This window comes from Halomonas sp. HAL1, from assembly GCF_030544485.1.
Lineage (GTDB): Bacteria > Pseudomonadota > Gammaproteobacteria > Pseudomonadales > Halomonadaceae > Vreelandella > Vreelandella arctica.
On sequence record NZ_CP130610.1, the window covers coordinates 981,458 to 1,002,250 of the forward strand.

Genomic DNA, 20,793 nt, shown 5'->3' on the forward strand with positions numbered 1-20,793 from the left:
ATCAGTCAATATGAAAATTAGCCGACTAATATAAAAAACAGGGTCGGCGATGTGGAAGGCTATAGTAACGCAAGGAGAGGGTGATGAACGAGAGACAGCCACTAAGACGATGGGCGATAGGGAGCGCTCTGTGTCTAACGCTTACCTACGTCCCTTTAGGCATCAGCCCTGTGTATGCGGATTCGGCCTCAGATCCATTGCAGCAGGCGATAGCTCAACAATTAAGCTCGGCAGACGCGCGTCAACTTCCTATTACTGAGTTTTATCAACTAAGTGATGGTCAGCCCGCGTGGCAGGCAGCGGGTGCGGTTGAGTCACTGGTCGAGGCGCTAAACAGTTTGGAAAACGATGGCTTGGTGCCGGAAGATTATCACGCTGATACGTTGCTTAGTGAGTTTCAGCGCAGTCAGTCGGGTGATGATGTCGCACAGGCCTCGTTTGATATCAAAGCCACTCACTCGCTGTTGCTGGCGCTGGACCATTTAGAGCGCGGTAAGGTGAATTCGCGAGACGTAGAGCCACAGTGGGACGCACCGCGGCCAGAAAGCGACTACTCGCTGCTACGTGTTGTACATGCCGTTGAAGATCGTGCGCTGGATAATGCCACCGCGCTGGCCAGGCCTTCGTCAGGTGAATATCAGCAATTGCGTGACGCCTTAAAGCAGCATTACCAGTTGGCAAACCTGGGCAGCGCGCCCTACTTAGCCGCCAGGGAGGAGTCACTTCGGCCGGGGGATGAAGCCGACGATGTTATTGTGCTGCGCCACCGTTTGGCACTCTGGGGTGAAACGGACTTGATGGTGGCTGACAGCAGCGCTTATCCGCTAATCGATGTGCAAGCAGCGTCTAATCAGCGCGTGTTTGATGCGCCACTTGAATCCGCTGTGAAGCGTTTTCAGCGCCGCCATTTACTACAGGAAGATGGTGTGGTGGGTGAACAGACCCGGCTTGCGTTAAATACGCCGGTGTCGGCGCGAATCGACCAACTGCGGGTCAATTTAGAACGCGCGCGGTGGATCCGTCCCATGCAGTCTGCCGAGCCGCGAGTGTGGGTCGATATAGCCGGTTACCGAATGCACTATGTGCGCCCTAACGGCGAGCACTGGGATGCCCGGGTGGTCGTCGGCTCGCCGAGCCGTGAAACGCCGATCATCCACTCTACTATCAGCCATTTAACGATTAATCCATCCTGGACCATCCCGCCGACAATCATGCGTGAGGATGTACTGCCTCGCGTGCGAGCGGATATCAATTACTTGGCGCGCCAAAATATTCGGGTGATTAGTCCTTCCGGCGAGCCGCTGGTGGCAGAAGAGATCGATTGGCAGCGCCCTGGCGGCGTGATGTTGCGCCAAGTGGCAGGCTCGGGTAACCCGCTTGGTCGTGTCGTGGTGCGGTTTCCTAACAATGACATGATCTATTTGCACGATACCCCCGCACGCGGGCTATTTCAGCGTAACCAGCGCGCACTCAGCTCAGGCTGTGTGCGGGTCGAGGGTGTGGCTGAACTGGCGCAGATGCTGCTTCAAGATACCGGCAGCCGTTACCAATTTAGCACCCTGTTAAATGGCGGGAGTGATCGCAATGTGAACCTGACTCAGCGCATCCCCATTGCCCTGCACTATTTGACCGCCTGGCCAAATGCACAAGGGGAAGTGGAGTTTAGGCCCGATATCTATCGTCGTGATGCAACACTACTAGCAGCGTTGCAGCGTCCTGTTTAAGTGTTCCAATGCTAGTGACACAATGCAAAACACCGCCGAAGGGCGGTGTTTTGCGTTTAAGCATATTCAATTCAGCATCAATGAATACCGAGGTTAGTCGTCATTTTCCTGCTGAAAGGTAGCTACGCTAACCGGACCTGTCTCACCGCTTTCTAAGGTGGCCAGGATCGGAGCTGCTTGGCTCTGGAACGCAATCAGCGTATCGCCGCTTAAACTGGTATTTTCGGGCAGGGCGACGGTCATCGCATTGACCGGTGAGTTGTTGACGATGACTTCATAATGCAGGTGAGGGCCAGTGCTGCGGCCAGTGTTGCCTGATAACGCTATGCGCTCGCCCATTGTTACACGCTCACCCTGGCTAACCAGTGGGCGGGAAAGGTGTAGGTAGCGGGTACGATAACCGTTGTCATGACGAACGACGATATAACGACCTGCCGCATGGTGGTTACTCACGCGCTCAACGACACCATTGGCAGGCGCTGTTACAGGCGTGCCAATTGGCATAGCAAAGTCAGTACCATTATGCGGACTAATGCGGCCAGTTACCGGGTGCTTACGCCGTGGATTGTAGTTCGAGCTTAAGCGGTAGCTGCCTTCAAAAGGATGGCGTGAGAACGCAGGGTCTAGGCTGCTGCCCTCAGGCGTATAGAAGTTATCGTCGGTAGCGTTACGTACAACGGTAAGGTCCATGCGCTCGCCATTGTATTGAACCGCCAGCACTCGCGAATCAAGCGTTTCCCCGTCGATCATGTCTGATTCCACCAGTACCTGGAAACGGTCGCCACGGCGGCTATCCCGCCGAAAATCGAGCTTCTTCTCAAGTAGCTTGGTCAGTTCCGTCACCGCGCCACTGTTTAAGCCAGTTGCCTGGGCTGACCGCGCGAAACTACCGCTGACGCTACCGGCATAAAGGCGTTGAACAGGTTCACCTTGCCGCTCAATAGTGGTGATAGCGAAGTGGTTTGCATCACGCTCCAATAAAATACCGTCACGGGTATTTTTCATCATGCGTAAGGAAAGTAAACGCCCATCTTCGTCTAGCTGGTAATCAAAGCTGTGTCCGGCGCGCCAGTTGATTAGCATGCGTTGATCGGGCAAATCCTCAAGCAGGGCCAACACTTCGCTGTACCCAAGGCCTAATTCATTTTGTGCCAGCAAAGCGAACGTTTCGCCAGATTCAACAATATGCGTTTCCCACTCAGGAACAAACGGCTCTTCAGCTGCCAGTTCTAGATCCAGAAATGAGATGTCACCAAATAGCTCAGTACCGTAATCCTCATAAGAAGTGGCATCGGCAATTTCAACTGATGAAGCGTCGTCTGCATCCAGCATGCCGCTAGAGAGGGTGCCCAGCACAATTGCCATATGCAAAGCGCCGTCATTAAGCCCTGTGCCACTTAGCGTTGCGATATCAAGAGCTGGTGCATCCAGGGCTGCGGCATTAAGTACCGTTACTTCGTCGCCCAAGGCGGCTTGTCCGGCCATATCTGCTTGTGCACTGGAGATGACATTCATATCGAGATCTACGATCTCGGTAGCGGTTAATTCGCTGAGAGGAATATTGTCGCGGGTGGCGTCGAGGGCGCGTGAAGCGCGATCGATCGCATCTGCTACCGGCGTGCGTTCTTGACGCAGGGAAGGAACCCCCGGAGCAGAATCGCTAGGAAGCGGAACCAGCACGCTTTCAAGCGGTGTGTGTGATTGATTTAGATCTTGGTATGTCGTCAGTAACTTCTGTGTGCCCAGCACAGTGACCATAGTGGCCACAGGTAACAGTAATAATTTGTGCGTGCGGGGCAGCGAATAAAGGATTCGCAACATGGGTAAATGGACCGCCGAGTTCGTGATTAAAAGCAACAGTTAAGCGCATAAACCCAGGAACCATACCCCATGAGGGCAAGGGTGAATAGACTGTATGTCTATACATAAAATTTAATTAAAAAGAATTATGGCAAGAATAGACAAAGATTACTATTTATAAACACCGTTTGCTAACAAATGTAACTGAAAAAGCAGGCTAACTACATACTCTGTACCAATCATAGACGAAAACTGATTTTTCTAAAGCATAAATATAGCAAATGTCTAAAATTTATATAGCATTCCAGTGTTCAAACTTCTCAATACCCATTACTTAAGAGGAGTAACAGGCTTTTTATACACATAGGCGGCATTGAAGACTGTTTCCTGGCATTCTAGTCATGTTTTTTCGAATAATAAGCGCATTGTTCCGCTGTATTGCGTTGAGGAAATCGAAATGTCCCGGGTAACACTTTCACAATGGCAAATGTTGGCTGCCGTGGTTGACCATGGTGGCTTCGCGCGAGCGGCAGAAGCCGTACATAAAAGCCCTTCTACGCTCAACCATGCCGTGCATAAATTAGAAGAGCAGCTAGGCGTTCAGGTGCTGGAACCCATTGGCCGCCAAGTACGCTTAACTGAAGCGGGTGAGCTGTTGCTTCGTCGTGCGCGCCAGTTAATCGAAAGCGCAGCCTCGCTTGAAGATGTGGCTACCAGGTTAGCCGCCGGCTTAGAAGCAGAAATCGTGGTGGCCATTGATCAGGTATTTCCAACGGGTGCTCAAGCCAAGGCGCTCGAGCGCTTTTCTGAAACGTATCCTCAGGTGCGTGTTCAGTTGCACGAAAGTGTGCTCAATGGGGGCATTGAAATGCTCTACGATGGCCGCGCAGACTTGGTGGTCTCCGGCATTGAGGCGCAAGGTTTTTTAGGCGAGCCGCTGGTAACGGTTCGCTTTGTGGCGGTTGCGCATCCTCAACATGCCCTGCATCAGTTGGGCCGCTCGTTGGATCTGCGAGACCTGGCTCAACACCGCCAGTTGGTAGTGCGCGACTCAGCGCTGCGTCAATCAACCAACGCGGGCTGGTTGAAAGCGGAGCAGCGATGGACCGTTACTCATCTCAATACATCGCTTGATATGCTGCGGCGTGGACTGGGATTTGCTTGGATGCCAGAAACACGTATTGGTGAGGAGTTAAAAAACGGCCAATTAAAGGTATTGCCGTTACCTGCCGGCGGTATTCGTGAAGTACCTATTCAGTTGATTTTCCGCGACCGAGACCGGGCAGGGCCTGCGGCTCATGCGATGGCCGCTGCATTAAAACAGGCAGTGATTAGCGAGTGTGCCCAGCATGATTCGACTCACTCGAACGAAAAGGCGTAAAACATCCGCTTGAGCATCCTTGAGGCGGGGGTATGCTGAAAAAAGCGTAAGGCATCTAGCCAAGCACCCGAAAGACTTTCAGGAGACGCCCCATGGGACTGCTCGTTAATGGTAAATGGCAAGACCAGTGGTATGACACCAAAAAACACGGTGGCGAGTTTGTACGTGAATCCGCCCAACTACGCGACTGGGTGGGCGCCGAGCCCGAAACAGATGGCGACCGCTATCCTGCAGAAAAAGATCGCTACCATTTATATGTATCGCTTGCGTGCCCTTGGGCGCATCGAACACTGATCATGCGCAAACTGAAAGGGTTGGAGTCGCTGATAGGCACCTCTCATGTCAGCCCACTAATGCTCGACCAAGGCTGGACCTACCGCCAGGATGAAGGCGCTAGTGGTGACCCGATTAACAAGGTGGACTTCCATCATCAGCTTTACACCAAAACCGATCCGCACTATACCGGCCGCGTCACGGTGCCCGTGCTATGGGACAAGCAGCGTAGTGCCATTGTGAATAATGAGTCTGCCGATCTGCTGCGTATGTTTAATGGTGCGTTTGATGAACTGACCGGCAACGACTTGGATTTTTACCCGGAAGACCTACGCAGCGTGATCGATGACGTTAACGCTGATGTTTATGACCACATTAATAATGGGGTTTATAAATCGGGCTTTGCTACTGAGCAGGCGGTATACGAAAAACACGTGAAAGCGCTTTTTGACGCCTTGGAACGTATGGAGGCGCGTTTAGCAGAGCAGCGATACTTGGCAGGTGAATGGTTGACCGAAGCCGATATTCGCCTGTTTACCACGTTGATACGTTTCGATGCGGTTTATTACGGCCATTTCAAATGCAATTTGAAGCGTATTGAAGACTATCCCAATCTTTCCAATTACGTGAGAGAAATCTATCAGTGGCCCGGTGTGGCGGAGACCGTCAATATGGATCACATTAAACGCCACTACTATTATAGCCACGACACGATTAACCCGACGCGGATTGTGCCAGCAGGCCCGCTGCTCGATTTTGAGCGTGCTCATGACCGGGAGCGTTTGCCGGGGCAGGGCGTACGACGTAAATAGTCCACCACAAACAATTCGCATCAAAAAGGGCCGCCTAATTAGGCGGCCCTTTAAACTTCGCTATTCAGTCAATCTAACGATAGGGTCTAACCATTACTCGTCAGCATCTACTGCTTCACGGGTACGCTGCCAAGCACTTTCAGCACCTTCTTGGGTTGTTTGCCAAGCATCACGGGCGTTGGCTTTGGTCTGCTCCCACCAATCGTTGTCATAAGCGGGGAAGGCTTCGACTTCTTCCTGGCTAGCTTCGACCATAATGCGATGCTCGGTATCACCGTCTTCTTCCGTATCGGTTTCCAGCGTGAAGTAATCGGTATCTACCACGATTTCACGCCCGCCTAGTCCAAGCACGGAACCACTTTCGATAACAATGGCACTGATGCGCATCTCTTCATCGAACAAGATGTCGTCAACGTCACCGATTTCCTCACCAGAACCGCCGGCGAAATAGACCTCTGCATCAAGAATGTCATCGGCAGAATACATGCCTTGAGGCTCATTTTGCGCGTGAGCACTCATAGCAAAGCTTCCTAGTAGGGCAGTGCCAATCGCTGTTGTGAGGATTGTCTTACGCATAGCATCTCTCCATGTGGCTACGATAAATAATCAATAAAAATGTTTACTGAAAACTTTTCTGTAAATATAGGTAATGCAAATACAGGTTTACTGCTTATCAGCCCAGTCGTCTGCTTGACGCTCTGCTTCTTCACGCTCAAGACCATACTTCTGCTGAAGCTTGCCAACTAGCTGATCTTTCTTACCGCCAATCTGATCCAGTTCATCATCGGTAAACTCACCCCAGCTAGATCGAGCCTTGCCCTTCATTTCTGTCCATTTGCCTTCAATCTGATCCCAGTTCATTGCATCGCTCCTTGAGGGTAGTGAACTTGATTAGGTACTTCCTAGGTTAGACCATATCTGTATGATCGCAAGTCCCTGATTCAGTATGGTGTAAGTTAAAAGTGCTGGTCAGAAGCAAAATGCGATGTTAGGATGCGCGCTCCTCGCATGTGCTGACCCCTCCATCACGACGGTGAGCGTTTACTTGCATAGTTATTAATGAGTAGTGATTAATAGTTATCAGCAGTATCGCTTGCGGGAACATCTCGCCAATTGCTAGATGTTCATTGCTGTGTAGATGGCGCGCCTCCAGTATTTCACCACACGGGTGAAATCGGCGCAGAAGGTCGCCACAACGGTTGGCCCGCGAATGCGGTGTTTGCCAACCGGATGCTAGGTGCGACCGGCGTCTCCGACTCCATTGATGGCTATGACCGCTACGGCGGTGCCTGTTTTTGATAACGACCACATTTATGTCGTTATGCGCTAACAGAGTCAGGGACGCTTATGATGTTTTTTGCCGGTACTTACCGGCCTACCAAGGTGTGATTAATGACCTCGACTTCTGTCGCCTCGCCGAGCTTCGGCGACCTGGCTCTTTTGCCTGCCGTTCTTTCTGCTGTTGAATCACAGGGCTATTTAGTTCCCTCGCCGATTCAAGCGCAAACCATCCCTGCGCTGCTTGAAGGCCGCGATATGCTGGGCCAAGCACAAACCGGCACCGGCAAAACTGCAGCGTTTGCATTACCGTTACTGTCACGTTTAGAACTGACTCGCCGCGAGCCGCAAGTGTTGGTAATGGCGCCCACTCGCGAATTGGCCCAGCAAGTAGCTGCCTCGTTTAGTAAGTATGGTCAAAACCTGAAAGGTCTCGAAGTGGCGACCCTATGTGGTGGCCAAGAGTACCGTGAACAGCTGGGCGCCCTTAAGCGTGGCGCGCAAGTGGTTGTCGGTACCCCAGGCCGGATTATCGACCACCTGGATCGCGGTAGCCTGAAGCTTGATGGCCTGTCCGCTCTAGTGCTGGACGAAGCTGATGAAATGCTGCGCATGGGCTTTATCGACGACGTAAAACGCGTGGTTGCCGATACCCCGAAAGATGCTCAGCGTGTGTTCTTCTCGGCCACCCTCCCGGCTGAAATTGAGCGCATCGTTAACCGTTACTTAGTTAATCCGGTTAAAGTCGCGATTGAGTCAGGTACGACCACTGGCGAAAACATCGAACAGCGCATTGTGCGCGTTGATGGTGGCGCTAAGCTTGAAGCCGTTGCGCGTATTCTTGAAGTCGAGCCGGTCGATGGGGCCATCGTCTTTGTGCGTACTCGTGCCGCTTGTACCACGCTAGTTGAGCAATTGACGGCCCGTGGTGTTAACGCCGCTGGCCTGTCCGGTGATCTGGACCAGAGCCTGCGTGAGCGTACCATTACGCGCTTGAAGCGTGGCAAAGTCGACGTGCTGATCGCCACCGACGTAGCCGCCCGTGGTCTTGACGTATCGCGTATTACGCACGTTATTAACTACGATCTGCCGCAAGATGCAGAAGCCTACACGCACCGTATTGGTCGTACGGGCCGTGCAGGTCGTAGCGGTATCGCGATTACCTTTGCTGGCTTCCGTGAAGCGCGCAAAGTGGGTTGGATGGAGCAGGCAACCGGCCAGAAAATGACCGAAATGCCGCTGCCAGACGAAGCCGCTATTCGCGCTCATCGCGATGAAGTCTTCCATGAGCGCGTGATTGCCTCCTTGACGAAAGGCGCCGAAGAGCAGCGTGCTCTGATTGAGCGTCTGATCGAAGAAGGCCATGACCCGATCGAGCTAACGTGTGCGTTTGCCGCGATGGCGCGTGCTGATGAGCCGCCGATTGGTCGCCTACAGGCACCGCGTAAAGAGAAGCCCTCGCGTGATGGCGCTCCTGCCGGTAAGCCGGGTGCCCGTCGTGAACGCACTAGCGGCCCGACCGAAGGTATGACGCGCTACCGCGTCTCCGTAGGTCATAAAGATGGCGTGAAGCCGGGTCAGTTAGTCGGCGCTCTTGCCAACGAAGGCGGCATTGAAGGCGCGCGTATCGGTCGTATCGATATCCGCAACGCGTTCTCTGTCGTCGAACTGCCGAGCGGCTTGCCCTCGACGATTCTGACCAAAATGGCACGTGCCCGTGTGGCCGGTCGTCCGTTGGAAATCAGCGAAGACAGCGCCCCGGCAGAACGCGCTCCGCGCCGCCGTCGTGACGAAGGCGATGCACCGGTTCGTCGTCGCGAACGCGCCTAAGTTTTCGACGTAAGGATTAATCAGCTGCCGCCAAGCGGCAACTGAGAAAATCTCAAACGCCCCCGCTCCTTTACTGGTGCGGGGGCGTTTTTTTGCTACCTTACTCTTCATTCATTGGATTGTTTATTGTCAGGGAGGATGACATGTCTGCACCGCTACACGAATGGAATTTAGCACCTAGGGAAGCGAGGGCGTTACAGACACAGTTGGCGAAGGGGTTGGAAATATCCGACCGCTTGACCTCTGTGAAGCATATAGCGGGAGTGGATATCGGTTTTGAAGATGGCGGCGAAACAACCCGGGCAGCCGTAGTGTTGCTGGAGTGGGACCCTGCTACCGCGCCCAATTTAAACGTGGTGGAACAAGTGGTTCATCGTGAGCCCACCCGCATGCCGTATATTCCTGGCCTACTCTCGTTTCGTGAAATTCCGGCGGCGCTGGGGGCGTTTGAAAAGCTCAGCGTGTTGCCTGAACTGGTCATGGTCGACGGGCAGGGGATTGCCCATCCACGGCGCTTAGGTGTGGCGGCGCATTTAGGGCTGTGGCTGGATTTACCCACTATTGGGATTGCCAAATCACGCCTATATGGCAAACACGCTGAGGTGGGCGAGCAGCGCGGAGACTGGGTGCCGCTTTACGCGGGGCAAGAAACTATTGGGGCCGTGCTGCGCTCTCGTGCCAAGGTAAAACCGGTGTATGTGTCACCAGGGCATCGTATCACCCTGGAAACGTCGCTTACCTGGGTGATGCGCTGTTTAGGGCGTACCAAACTGCCTGAACCGACACGGCTTGCCGATCGCTTAGCGTCGCGACGAGATCAGCGTTAGTCGGGGCTATACAAACGCGAGGAAGCGCGTGAGCAGGCTGGCTGCGTCTGATGCGTCAGTCACCTCCGCTGACAGGCTTGCAGGGTTCTCACCCTGGTCGCGCAAGACGGCGCGTTGACGCTCTATATAGGCGCGCATGACGGGCACGCTGAACTCGGGGTGGAACTGTACGCTCCATTGGCGCGGGCCATAGCGCAGCGCTTGATGGGCGTCGTGGCTATTGTGGGCCAGCACAGTGCAGCCGTGAGGCGCCTGCATGACCGACTGCGCATGGGAAAGGTGCGCCGCAAAACTTTCCGGTAATTGGCTAAATAACGGGTCTTGTTGGCCGGCCAGCGTCAGCCGCACTGTATGCGTGCCCGACTCGCGGCCCGCTGGGTGGTAATCGCTGACACCGCCAAAAGCGGCGGCCATGAGTTGATGACCATAGCAAACGCCCAGCATGGGCGTATCGTTTGCCAACGCCTCTTGCAGCCATGGTTTAAGTGCTTCGCTCCAGGGCTCTGCATCGCTAACCATGCTATGCGAGCCAGTGATCAGTATGCCTGCCAAGGTGTCTAGAGCGGGTGGGGTAGGGTTGCGTCGCGCGTCCCACACCTGTACCTCTAAATGCGCAGGTAGGGCAGTACTAAGCTGCTTTTCAAATAGCGTTTCAAAGTCGCCGTGCTGGTCGACGACTTCTGGATAAGCATCGCCGGTTTTAACGATTAATACACAGGCCATATCACTCCCTCGGTACGATGAAACGCAAATGTTAAACAAAGGTCTTTCAGGAAGAGCACAAAGGCATGATGATAGCCTACCATGGCCTCTTGGATGGTAAGAATTCATTCGTTATTAACGACATAAGGAAACGACAATGCAACAAATTACCCGTGCGGGCGAGCCGCTGGATGTGGCTGGCACACTGCCTGCTAAAGATCAGGCAGCACCGGAAATGACGCTGACCAACACTGAGCTGCAAGACGTTACGCTTGCGACCTATGCGGGCAAGCGTAAGGTGCTTAATATTATTCCCAGTGTGGATACGCCTACCTGCGCGATGTCGACGCGTCGCTTTAACGAACTGGCCTCTAACCTTGCTGACACCGTGGTATTGGTAGTTTCGGCTGATTTACCCTTCGCTGCCAAACGCTTCTGCGGTGCAGAAGGACTGGATAATGTTGAAACGCTGTCTACTTTCCGCCACCCAGAGTTTCGTGAAGACTGGGGCGTCGCGTTGTGTAATAACTCGATGGAGGGGCTGTGTGCCCGTGCGGTAGTGGTGCTGGATGCCGATAATCGCGTGCTACACAGTGAGTTGGTAAGCGAGCTGAAAAACGAACCAGATTACGACGCAGCGTTAGCCGTCTTGAGCTGACAGCAGGCGTTTTCTAGCATGACGTCGTGAAGCCGTCACCAGCGCGCGAATCAAGCGCTGCTGGGGGCGGTTGAAAATCAGCCATTCGGGGTGCCACTGCACGCCAATCAAAAACTCATGTTCACGTGACTCGATGCCCTGTACCAAGCCGTCCCGGTCGCGGGCGACAATCTCTATCCCTTTGCCTGCGCCATAAACAGCTTGGTGATGCAGGCTGTTAACCCGGCACCACGTCACGCCGAGCAATCGGTGTAGTTTACTCGCGCCGACAATATCGACGGTTTTGCGCGGCAGTACCGTACGGCGTCGTTTTAGCCCTTCATGCGTGGTGTAAATATCCGGGTCTAGAGTGCCACCTAGGTGGACGTTGATTAATTGTGCCCCCCGGCAAATGCCCAGCACGGGCGTATGCAGCGGAATAAACCGTTCAAGCAGCGCAAGCTCCAATTCATCCCGTGCCGGGTCGAGACGTACATCCAGCTGCACTTCGCCACCGTAAAGGTGGGCCTGAATATCATCACCGCCACCAATGATTAATCCATCTAAATGGTCAGGCTGGGGGCGTGAAGGCGATAACCGCAGCGGTTTGCCGCCATGGCGCCAGACGGCGAACCAATCAAACCACCATGCTAAGTGGCTTTTGCGGTCAGAGGTGGTTATTCCGATAAGCGGCCGAGACATGCAGGTGGTTACTCACTGTGGCAAGAAATAAAGTTGAAAAATGTGAAGTCGAAAATGAGACATTAAAAAATTAGCGCTCACGACGCAGCCAACGGCCCAGTTTCTCTTTTACGCGGGTCAGCATCGGTCGGTTATGTTCGGCAATATACTCAGCGCAGCGAGCGAGCAGCACCTCCGAGTTAGCGGCAAGTTTCTCAACTTCCACCCAGCGGTTCCACTCCATTGCCGAGCCCCAACCCGGTTGGGAAAGTTGGGCGTTGGGTAAGCGATAGTGAAAAGTGGGGCGTGGTTTCGTGAGTTGAGCATGCAGCAACTCATGGCCATGGTCAGGGCGCAGATAAGCAAACAGCGGCAACATATCCAGCTCACGGTTGCGCGTTGGATTATGATGCAGGTAGTCGTCAATCAAGGTATCCAGATCAGGTGAGTAGCGGCTATCCAGGACCTTTAGCGCGTATGCTTTGTGAAAGGGGTTGGCATGGGGCAGCACCTCGCGGGTAATATCGACTTTAATTTCATCGCGCAGCCATCCGGCAAGTAATAAATACGCGCGCAGCATGGCAAGCAAATAGTCGGCATCAAAGCGCTCTACTTCAGGGTTTAGATGCAACCCGAACCCATACATCAAGCTAGCATCGGTGCCCTTGGCGCCGTGCTCTCTCAGTGCTTCAAACAGCGCGTCTAAATCTTCAAGTTCATTCCAGGGCACTGGTGGGCAAACAATTTCGGTAGGCACTAGGCCAGTGACCATATCACCAATCAGTTCGCGGGTTTTTTGATGGAACTGGATTCGTCGTTGGTGCTGGTGGCGCGCCCACTCGCTGTCTTGAGCGTGAGGGTCTTCAAGTAGGGCTTTGTCAGGGTGAGCGTACTGAGTGTCGAGTTCAATGCCAAATTCGCCCCAGCGGGTATTCTCTACTAGTAGCCGATGAGGGCTTACCACGTTAAGCTCCCCGCCAAACAGTTCACGTACGATCATCGCCGTGTCTCGGGGTGGCAGGCCAGCAAATTCAATTTCGACGCCAACCTGCCGGATATTCCCATGACTGTTTAAGCGGTTAGGTGGAGCTTGTAGCGTCATCTCGGCATCCTTGAGGTGAACGTTTAAGCATCCAGCCTATCATAGTCACGCGTTGAGGCTGAGTGCATTCCTAAGGGCTATAAACTAAAGCGGCGGTAAACGGTAAGCAGGACGCCATTCAGATTAATATTCAGGAGTAAGGCGTGCGACAGCACTGGTTAATTAGCGCGGTAATAGGCGTTGTCTTGTTTGTATTGGCGAGCCTAGTACTGACGAGCATGGCAATCACTCAGGCCCAGGCGCAAGTGGTGTCGATACCCGGTTTGGGGGGTGGCTCTGAGGAACAGGAAGTTGAGGTCAGCGGCGAAGAGTTCCAGGCCTCGTTAACTGATGTCATCACCATGCTTGAAAACGAGGAGCGGCGCACTGAGCTGCTCACGTCGCTGCGCGAGCTGCAGGTAACCGCAGATGCTGCCACCGAAGACGAGGGCGTGGTGCGCCAAGGGTTGCTGGGTGCCCTGGCCGATACGCTAAGCGACCTTGGCGATCAGGCGCAGGCAGGCGACTCGCCGGTTGACCAATGGGCGCGCCAGCTGGTTCAGGGGGCGGACGACTTACGCGCCCTGAACGACGATGCCGACCAAGGCGAAGCCATTCGTGCGGTTGCTGAAGGAGCTGTACTGGCCCTGGTTTGGATCGGGCTGCTGGTGGTAATGATTGCCTTCGGGCGCATGGTCGCTACCCGTCGAGAGTGGCCGCTAGATCTGCCACGGGACCCCAAAGCCTGGCTAATGGCGGTGCACTTCTTGCGCCGTATGCTGCCCTGGGCGTTGGCGTTTGCGATTACGCTCGGCATTGGCCAAGTATTACCTGATAGCCCTGGGCGGACGCTGGTGCTGGTGGTGGCCTATATCTGCCTATGCGGGCGGGCGCTGTCGGTGGTGTTTGAAACGGTCATCGCCTTCTTTAGCCGCGGCCATCGGTTTACGGCGGTTCAACTGCTTCAGCAGCATGCCCTGCGCGGTATGTTTGTGATTGGCGCGTTGATTGCGCTTGGCGATGCGGTTAATTCCACCCGTCTGGTCGAACTGCTGGGCAGCGAACTATCGAGCTTGGTCTCGGTGCTTTCCAACATGCTGGCGGCGCTGCTTTCAGCACGGTTTATTCTTAAATTCAAACGCCCCGTGCGTCATTTGATTTGCAACCGACCGTTCAAACAACGCCGTGACGCCAGCACTGCGGTTGAGATGATCCGCTCGCTGGGCGGGCTATGGCACATTCCCGCGCTACTCCTGGTCAGTGGTTCGCTGCTGGCGATTTTTATTACCGTTGGCGATGTCGGCACTGCGCTGGCGCGCTCAATTATCTCTGCCAGCCTGCTGGTCCTTACGCTGGTAGTGACCGGGCTGCTGCGCCGCCAAGCGGAGCGGATGGGCAAGCGCCGTCACCGTCATCGTCAAAGCCAATATCGCAAACGCTTAGAGCGTTTCGGCTTTGTTCTCGCCCATATTTTTGCATGGATGGTATTTGCCGAGCTCTCGATGCAAGTATGGGGCGGTTCATTCTTTGGCTTGGGCCAGCAAGCAGTCGCTAGTGCCCGCATTGGGCAAGCGCTGGTCAGTCTTGGCGCCACGGTGCTGTTGGCGTGGCTGGTGTGGATTTTTGCCGACACCGCCATTCAACGGGCGCTTACCTCGTCGGCGCGCTCACGCGGACGGCGGGTCAACCAGGCCCGGGCGCAAACCATCACGCCGATGATTCGCAACGTCATCTTTGTAACTATTTTGATTATTGCCGTCATCGCCGGGCTGGCGAACCTGGGTGTCAACGTGACACCGCTGTTAGCCGGTGCTGGTGTGATTGGTCTGGCGATAGGTTTTGGTGCCCAAACATTAGTGCAGGATTTAATCACCGGCATCTTTATTTTGATCGAAGATTCGCTGGCGGTAGATGACTTTGTGCAGATCAATAACCACATGGGCACGGTCGAGGGGCTGACGCTGCGCACGGTTCGCCTTCGCGACTTGGACGGGATCGTGCATATCATTACCTTTAGCCGCATTGAGTCGATTCATAATATGTCTCGGCAGTTCGGCATTGCGCTGATGCGTATCCGTATTCCGTTTGATATGAAAATCGACGATGCCATTACGCTGATGCAGGAAACCGCGCAGGAGCTGCGCCGTGACCCGATGATGCGTCACTACATCTGGTCACCACTGGAGATGCAGGGGGTTCAGGGGTTTGAAGATGGCTGCCCCATCCTGCGTATGCGTTTTCGCACCGCGCCAGAAATGCAGTGGGATGTTTCGCGGGCGTTTAACTTGCTGCTCAAACAGCGCATGGAAGCTCAAGAGATTGACCTGGGTGTGCCGCGGCTCAGCATCAGTATGGAATCGCGCTCAGAAGACCGCATGGAGGCGACTGCGGGCACGTCGTTTTCGCTGGACAATGGTGCACCAGAAAGTGAGCAGGGTGAGTCAGACGCTGAGCAAGAAAGCGAAACAAACACAGACGATCATAAGAAACCCGCACCACCGAAGCCGGCACCCCGCCCAACCAAGGCAGAAATACGGCGCGATGAGCAGGCGCGCAAGCACGATGAAACGCCTAATCGCGCCGCGTCACACCGGCAAAAGCCCCCAGCACAAGGCAAGCCCCAGGCCGATACCTATGCCAGTACCGGCGGAGAACACGGCGATGAGTAACCACGGCCCGCGTAAGCGGCGCCAACGGTTATACAAAGAGACCGCGTGGTTAACGCGGTCAACCAGTTCGTCGTGACGCGAGATTGCATGATCGGGAGGCAGCGAAAAGTCATTCGCCACATCGCCTTGCCAGTGGGCGCCGTGGCTGAGCCCCAGGCGTGCGCGTAACTTGCCAATATCGCTCACGGTGTCGTGCAGCGTATCGTAGGCTTCGCGGCGCTCAGCAACGCTAAATATCGCCTCGGCATCTTGGCGTAGCGCGCTATGCTGGCAACTCGCCACAGCGTGTTGGATCGCTTGTTCATTAGCCTCGGGAGGGATCGCGAGGCGCTGGTACAAATCGCGCATAGGGGGCTATGGTTTCTCTTAGGCTAGCGTTGCATGGTCTCAATAAGTTTGCATCAAATAATCATAGGCGTTTTTGATACGTTGAAAGCGTGCGGAGGCCAATGCTACCTGTTGTTCGCTTTCTGAATAATAGCGGTCTGGGTGGTGTAATTGTGCCATACGCCGATAAGCGTGCCGAACCTCTATGCGTGTAGCGCCGGGGTTTAGTCCCAGAATGGAAAGCGCCCGTGTGGTGCGGTCGGGAGGCGGTGGTGAAGCGCGCTGCTGGCGTGAGTGGTTATTGCGTCGCTCCTCCTGGTAAGAGCTGCGTTGCTGTTGCGAGTCTTGCTGTCGTGAGCGTTGTTGTTCCCGTTCGGCTTGCTCGCGCTGGCGCTCCTGTTCCTGCTGACGCTGCTGTGCTTGTTCCCGCGCCTGGCGGGCTTCCTCTTGGCGCCGCTGCTTTTCTTGCTGTTTTTGCTGCTTCTGATGATGGCGTTGCTCTTTCTCTCGCTGCTGCTGTTCCGCTCGCGCATTGGCCTCTTGTTGCTGCTGTTCCGCCGCTGCGGCATCGCGTGCTTTGCGGGCATGGTAATCTGGGTCGTGGGTTTGCCAATAAGTATCACGACTGGGATCTTCTGGGCTGGTCAGCGGTGTGCCCGTCAATTCCTTAAACAGGGTGTTTAAGGTGGTGGGGGCAACGCTTAGTAAGTCCGCTAAAAAGCGTAAAATATAGTGGTTGGCAAGCGACAACTCGCCATCATCGGTGGCAACCGTAATCGCTTGGTGAATAACGCTTAGGCTACGTTCTTTACCGCACTCTTTGCGCACGACTTCGGCGGCTAACTGGATCGCTTGCAAGTCTTGGCTATGGGCAATACTCATGACCGGGCCCAGCTCATGCCCGTGGCGAAACTGTGCGGTTACCTGGGCCAGGCGACGACGGCGCTGACCTTCAGAAACGTGTTGGCGGTGCACCAGCACCCAAGCCAACAACAGCAGGGCTGCCGTATCCACTTGGCTGCGGCTCTTTAATAACAGCAGCTCAAAGGGTGAAAAACGGGCAATGGACATTTCCTAGCTCCACAGATGAAGAGACGGCAGTGATCTTGTACAGCGCCATGATTATTTTAGCCATGGTATATCATCACGTTAGGCAAAGGAGTAGGAGATTGGTGGGTTGATCAACGTTGATCGTAAAAACAGCTTTCAGCTGCGTCTTACTCGGCGGCTCAAGGAAGAGACTTCGCATAACCTCGACGTCTATCTTTTTGTGCCTGGCGAACTGGGGTTAAGTACTCAGCTTATCTCAGAGGAGGCTTTTTATCATGCCGCCATTCATGTATCGCGCACTTACTACAGTGACGAATACCTACTGCCGCTGGTGCATAGCCGGTTGGCCAGTCGTAATCGTCTGGGGAGTGACTCATACCGGTTGAGTTTGAGCTTATACGCCTACCAATACGTGGAAGCGATGGAGCGCACCACGCAAGCGATGTTAGTAAGCGCCAATAAGTTACGTCATACCCGCCAACAACAGCGGGAAGAGACCAGTGAGGAGCAAGAAAGTGCGGTTGCCTTACGTGACCAACTGCATGAAATGATCGACTTGAGTGACGGCATTCTCAAGCGCCTGCGACGCAATCAGCCGGACGATGAAAGCTTCAAAAGATACTTCGCCAATATTGATAACTACCTCTCCTGGTTTACCGAACAGCAGTTACTGGCGTTAGTAGCGCATATGCCCCGGGGTGGTGAGTTTACTGAGATTCGTCGACGCTTTATCAGCGTGTGCCACCGGGAGGGCGAACATCGCCGCGAACAGCAGTATAACGCCGAACGAGTAATGGCGGACCCGACACGCATGTCGAACAAAATGCGCCTACTGCGTCGTTTGATTGAACATCCGATTACCCTGAAGCAAGAAGCATTGGAGCTCGGCGGCGGTGAACAGAAAGCGGTCAAAGCCCTGGCCACGGCGGTGGTAATGGGGTTTGTGACGTTAGGCGTGCTGCAGTTACGCAGCGCACTAGGGGATCTTTCGGCGTTATTTGTATTAGCCATGGCGCTGCTCTACGCCATGCGTGAAGTGTTTAAAGATGATTTGCGCAACACCCTATGGCGCTTGCTGCGTAAAGGCCGACCTAAATGGCGCCGTCAGTATTTAGACCCCACGCGCAATGCTGTGGTGGGTCGCCAACTGGAGTGGTTTGACTACAAGCGCTTTGCTTCTCTGAAAAGCGATATTCAACAGATGCGTCGCCGCACGGTGGCTCAGCGCGAGGAAATGATTCTTCACTACCGCTCGAGTTCAAGGATGTCGCCCACGCGCTTTTTAAGTGGTTATGAGCACACCCGCGAAACGCTCACTCTGGATATCTCCATGCTCACGCGGTTAATGAGTAAAGGGAAGCATCACATCTACCGGCTTAAAGATGGCCAGGCGGTGCGAGAAAGCGTGGAGCGTCGTCATCTTTTCAATCTGGTGATTCGAGAGACGGGCAGTGAAGACACACCTTATCTCGCCCGCTGGAAAGTGGTGGTAAGCCGCTCGGGCATTGTCGATATTGAAAAAGTAGCAGAGAGCAGCGTGGTGCAGGAGACCAAATAAGCGAGAGAAAACTAACAAAGCGCCCTATAAACTGCGCTAGATCAAAACAGTATCAGGCAACGCTTTTAAATAGCTATACAGCATAGGCAAATGGCCACCAGCGAACTAGGCTCAAAGAACGGGCACTGCGGCTCAGTTTAAAAGAATCAACTACAAGGAGCTGTTTTAAAAGCCCGTCTCAAGGGCTGGGTACAAGGAGGATGACCATGCAAGCTATCGATATTATGACACCCAAAGTGGTGAGTGTAGGGCCTGACGCTGAAGTGAGCGAAATCGCTCGCCTGTTGCTCCATCACCGTATTAGTGCGGTACCTGTGGTTGATGCCGAGCATAGAGTGATAGGTATTGTCAGCGAAGGGGATCTAATGCGCCGGGTAGAAGATGACGATGGCCACGGCCGTTCATGGTGGTTAACGTTGTTTGCTGGCGGTAAGAGTGCTAGTGACTATGTGAAATCGCATGGTCGTAAAGCGCATGAGGTGATGACCCCCAATCCAATGACCGTTGAAGAGAACACGCCGCTACATACGATTGCTCGCTTGTTAGAAAAGCACCGTATCAAGCGCGTGCCTGTGGTACGTGATGGCAAATTGGTCGGCATTGTTAGCCGTGCTAACTTACTCCAAGGGATGGCCAATGCAGCGGTGGCGCCGACGCAGTCGCCCATGGATGATCGAAAAATTCGCGAGGCTATTCTTAAAGAGGTTGAGGACAATACCGGCGTTCAAACCGAAGGCATTAGCGTGATTGTGGATGGTGGTGTTGTCGAAGTTTGGGGGCTGGTTGAATCCCTAGAACAAAAGCAGGCAGTGACGGTCGCTGCAGAAAACATTCCTGGGGTAATGAAGGTCGAGAATCATCTGGGCTTAATGCCGCGCGGAGTGGGGTATATATAAATGGTGACCTAGTTCGCCTCTGCGTCCACACCAATGCCCGCTATGTTAATAGCGGGCATTTTCAGCTTATACGACTGCCTTGATTGCCTTTTCAAGGCTATCCACGCTGCGCTCGGTGTGGTGCAGCTTATCTAAACCAAACAGGCCAATGCGGAAGGTATGGAAATTATCACCTTCATCGCACATCAGCGGTACGCCGCCTGCTACCTGCACACCCGCCTGGGCAAGTTTGCCGACAAGTCCGCTATCCTCGCTGTAGCAGACCACTACACCCGGCGCCTCAAAGCCCTCCGCAGCAACGCTGACAAAGCCGTGGCGTTTAAGCATGGCACGGACTTCCCGGCCAATCGCTTGCTGCTCTTCTTTTACCTTGGCAAAGCCGTAAGCGCGGGTCTCCCGCATGATATCCCGCAGCTGCCGTAGGGCATCCGTGGGCATGGTGGCGTGGTAGGCATGCCCGCCGTTTTCATAGGCTTGCATGATGCTGTGCCACTTGCCCAGGTCGCAGGCAAAGCTGTTACTTTGGGTCTCGCTCAAGCGCTGCGTGGCGCGCTCTGAGAGCATGACCATGGCGCAACAGGGCGAACCGCTCCAGCCTTTTTGCGGCGCACTCACCACCACGTCAATGCCGAGCGCCTGCATATCCACCCACAGCGTGCCAGCGGCAATGGCGTCTAGCACAAACAGGCCGCCTACCTCGTGAGTCGCTTTGGCTAATGCTTGAATGTAGTCATCCGGAAGCAGCAGGCCAGCTGAGGTTTCCACCTGAGGGGCAAATACGACAGCAGGTTGTTCGCTACGAATCTGAGCGACGGCTTCATCAATGGGCACCGGTTGGAAAGGCGAGCGCGGGTCATCAGGATTGAGCCGCCGCGCTTTAAGCACCGTGTGCTGATTGGTTAAACGACCCATCTCGATAATCTGTGTCCAGCGGTAGCTGAACCAGCCGTTGCGGATCACCAGGGTTTTCTGATCAACGGCAAACTGACGTGCCACCGCTTCCATACCAAAGGTGCCGCTGCCGGGCACAATCACCGCTGCGTGGGCGTTATAAACCTCTTTCAGCGTGGCGGAAATATCGCGCATCACAGTTTGAAACTGTTGCGACATATGGTTCAGCGAGCGGTCAGTGTAAACCACTGAGTACTCAAGCAAGCCGTCTGGGTCGACGTTGGGCAGTAAACCAGCCATGGCGTTCTCCTAAATAGGTGCTGTGCTCGATGCGGCACATTGCGTCGTAAGCAAAAAGTTGTTTCTAAGAGTACGA

19 protein-coding genes are annotated in these 20,793 nt (G+C 54.3%); 10 read left to right on the top strand and 9 right to left on the bottom strand.

What is annotated here, in order from left to right:
• The first annotated feature begins 83 nt into the window (after positions 1-83).
• The gene (locus tag Q3Y66_RS04660) at positions 84-1,724 is read left to right on the top strand and encodes a murein L,D-transpeptidase (RefSeq protein WP_035586734.1); all 1,641 of its coding nucleotides are present in this window, start codon (positions 84-86) and stop codon (positions 1,722-1,724) included.
• 93 nt (positions 1,725-1,817) lie between these two features.
• On the opposite strand, the gene Q3Y66_RS04665 is transcribed toward Q3Y66_RS04660, so the two are convergent.
• Entirely contained in the window at positions 1,818-3,545 is a 1,728-nt protein-coding gene (locus Q3Y66_RS04665; RefSeq protein WP_008957702.1) for a peptidoglycan DD-metalloendopeptidase family protein, read from the bottom strand.
• 436 nt (positions 3,546-3,981) lie between these two features.
• On the opposite strand from Q3Y66_RS04665, the gene Q3Y66_RS04670 reads away from it, so the two are divergent.
• Together Q3Y66_RS04670 and Q3Y66_RS04675 are read left to right on the top strand one after the other, a co-directional pair.
• Positions 3,982-4,905: a LysR family transcriptional regulator gene (locus Q3Y66_RS04670; RefSeq protein ID WP_008957701.1), complete on the top strand. Its 924-nt coding sequence runs from the start codon at positions 3,982-3,984 to the stop codon at positions 4,903-4,905.
• A 92-nt stretch (positions 4,906-4,997) separates the two neighbouring features.
• Complete coding sequence (locus Q3Y66_RS04675; protein ID WP_008957700.1) at positions 4,998-5,990, top strand: glutathione S-transferase family protein; 993 nt, start codon at positions 4,998-5,000, stop codon at positions 5,988-5,990.
• A 93-nt stretch (positions 5,991-6,083) separates the two neighbouring features.
• Here the strand turns inward: Q3Y66_RS04675 and Q3Y66_RS04680 are convergent, their stop codons facing one another.
• Positions 6,084-6,566: a PRC-barrel domain-containing protein gene (locus Q3Y66_RS04680; RefSeq protein WP_035586732.1), complete on the bottom strand. Its 483-nt coding sequence runs from the start codon at positions 6,564-6,566 to the stop codon at positions 6,084-6,086.
• 87 nt (positions 6,567-6,653) lie between these two features.
• Entirely contained in the window at positions 6,654-6,851 is a 198-nt protein-coding gene (locus Q3Y66_RS04685; protein ID WP_008957698.1) for a CsbD family protein, read from the bottom strand.
• Between the two features lie 252 nt (positions 6,852-7,103).
• Here Q3Y66_RS04685 and Q3Y66_RS04690 point away from each other — a divergent pair, with 252 nt between their 5' ends.
• From Q3Y66_RS04690 to nfi, 3 genes are all read left to right on the top strand, one after another.
• A complete protein-coding gene (locus tag Q3Y66_RS04690; RefSeq protein ID WP_008957697.1) occupies positions 7,104-7,289 on the top strand; it encodes a hypothetical protein in 186 nt (61 codons plus the stop codon).
• 93 nt (positions 7,290-7,382) lie between these two features.
• The gene (locus tag Q3Y66_RS04695; RefSeq protein WP_008957696.1) at positions 7,383-9,098 is read left to right on the top strand and encodes a DEAD/DEAH box helicase; all 1,716 of its coding nucleotides are present in this window, start codon (positions 7,383-7,385) and stop codon (positions 9,096-9,098) included.
• Positions 9,099-9,241: 143 nt separating this feature from the next.
• Positions 9,242-9,925, top strand: a complete 684-nt coding sequence (gene nfi, locus Q3Y66_RS04700) for a deoxyribonuclease V (RefSeq protein WP_008957695.1) — start codon at positions 9,242-9,244, stop codon at positions 9,923-9,925.
• A 6-nt stretch (positions 9,926-9,931) separates the two neighbouring features.
• Here the strand turns inward: nfi and Q3Y66_RS04705 are convergent, their stop codons facing one another.
• Entirely contained in the window at positions 9,932-10,648 is a 717-nt protein-coding gene (locus Q3Y66_RS04705; RefSeq protein WP_008957694.1) for a glutamine amidotransferase, read from the bottom strand.
• A 136-nt stretch (positions 10,649-10,784) separates the two neighbouring features.
• Here Q3Y66_RS04705 and tpx point away from each other — a divergent pair, with 136 nt between their 5' ends.
• Positions 10,785-11,285 (top strand): thiol peroxidase, encoded by a 501-nt coding sequence (gene tpx, locus Q3Y66_RS04710; RefSeq protein ID WP_008957693.1) that lies wholly within the window; start codon positions 10,785-10,787, stop codon positions 11,283-11,285.
• On the opposite strand, the gene Q3Y66_RS04715 is transcribed toward tpx, so the two are convergent.
• The gene (locus tag Q3Y66_RS04715) at positions 11,268-11,966 is read right to left on the bottom strand and encodes a gamma-glutamyl-gamma-aminobutyrate hydrolase family protein (RefSeq protein ID WP_008957692.1); all 699 of its coding nucleotides are present in this window, start codon (positions 11,964-11,966) and stop codon (positions 11,268-11,270) included. The genes tpx and Q3Y66_RS04715 overlap by 18 nt on opposite strands.
• 70 nt (positions 11,967-12,036) lie before the next feature.
• The gene (locus tag Q3Y66_RS04720; protein WP_008957691.1) at positions 12,037-13,047 is read right to left on the bottom strand and encodes an amidoligase family protein; all 1,011 of its coding nucleotides are present in this window, start codon (positions 13,045-13,047) and stop codon (positions 12,037-12,039) included.
• Between the two features lie 143 nt (positions 13,048-13,190).
• On the opposite strand from Q3Y66_RS04720, the gene Q3Y66_RS04725 reads away from it, so the two are divergent.
• Positions 13,191-15,695, top strand: coding sequence for a mechanosensitive ion channel family protein (locus Q3Y66_RS04725; RefSeq protein ID WP_008957690.1), 2,505 nt, complete (start codon positions 13,191-13,193; stop codon positions 15,693-15,695).
• Here the strand turns inward: Q3Y66_RS04725 and Q3Y66_RS04730 are convergent.
• Together Q3Y66_RS04730 and Q3Y66_RS04735 are read right to left on the bottom strand one after the other, a co-directional pair.
• Positions 15,612-16,043 carry a hypothetical protein gene (locus Q3Y66_RS04730; RefSeq protein ID WP_008957689.1) on the bottom strand — a complete coding sequence of 144 codons (432 nt, stop codon included), beginning with the start codon at positions 16,041-16,043 and terminating at the stop codon, positions 15,612-15,614. The two genes, Q3Y66_RS04725 and Q3Y66_RS04730, sit on opposite strands and share 84 nt — an antisense overlap.
• A 39-nt stretch (positions 16,044-16,082) precedes the next feature.
• Positions 16,083-17,093, bottom strand: coding sequence for a DnaJ domain-containing protein (locus tag Q3Y66_RS04735; RefSeq protein ID WP_008957688.1), 1,011 nt, complete (start codon positions 17,091-17,093; stop codon positions 16,083-16,085).
• A gap of 106 nt (positions 17,094-17,199) precedes the next feature.
• On the opposite strand from Q3Y66_RS04735, the gene Q3Y66_RS04740 reads away from it, so the two are divergent.
• Positions 17,200-18,630 carry a hypothetical protein gene (locus Q3Y66_RS04740; protein WP_008957687.1) on the top strand — a complete coding sequence of 477 codons (1,431 nt, stop codon included), beginning with the start codon at positions 17,200-17,202 and terminating at the stop codon, positions 18,628-18,630.
• 206 nt (positions 18,631-18,836) lie between these two features.
• A complete protein-coding gene (locus Q3Y66_RS04745; RefSeq protein ID WP_008957686.1) occupies positions 18,837-19,526 on the top strand; it encodes a CBS domain-containing protein in 690 nt (229 codons plus the stop codon).
• A 66-nt stretch (positions 19,527-19,592) separates the two neighbouring features.
• On the opposite strand, the gene Q3Y66_RS04750 is transcribed toward Q3Y66_RS04745, so the two are convergent.
• Positions 19,593-20,717: an aminotransferase class V-fold PLP-dependent enzyme gene (locus tag Q3Y66_RS04750; protein WP_008957685.1), complete on the bottom strand. Its 1,125-nt coding sequence runs from the start codon at positions 20,715-20,717 to the stop codon at positions 19,593-19,595.
• Positions 20,718-20,793 lie beyond the last annotated feature (76 nt).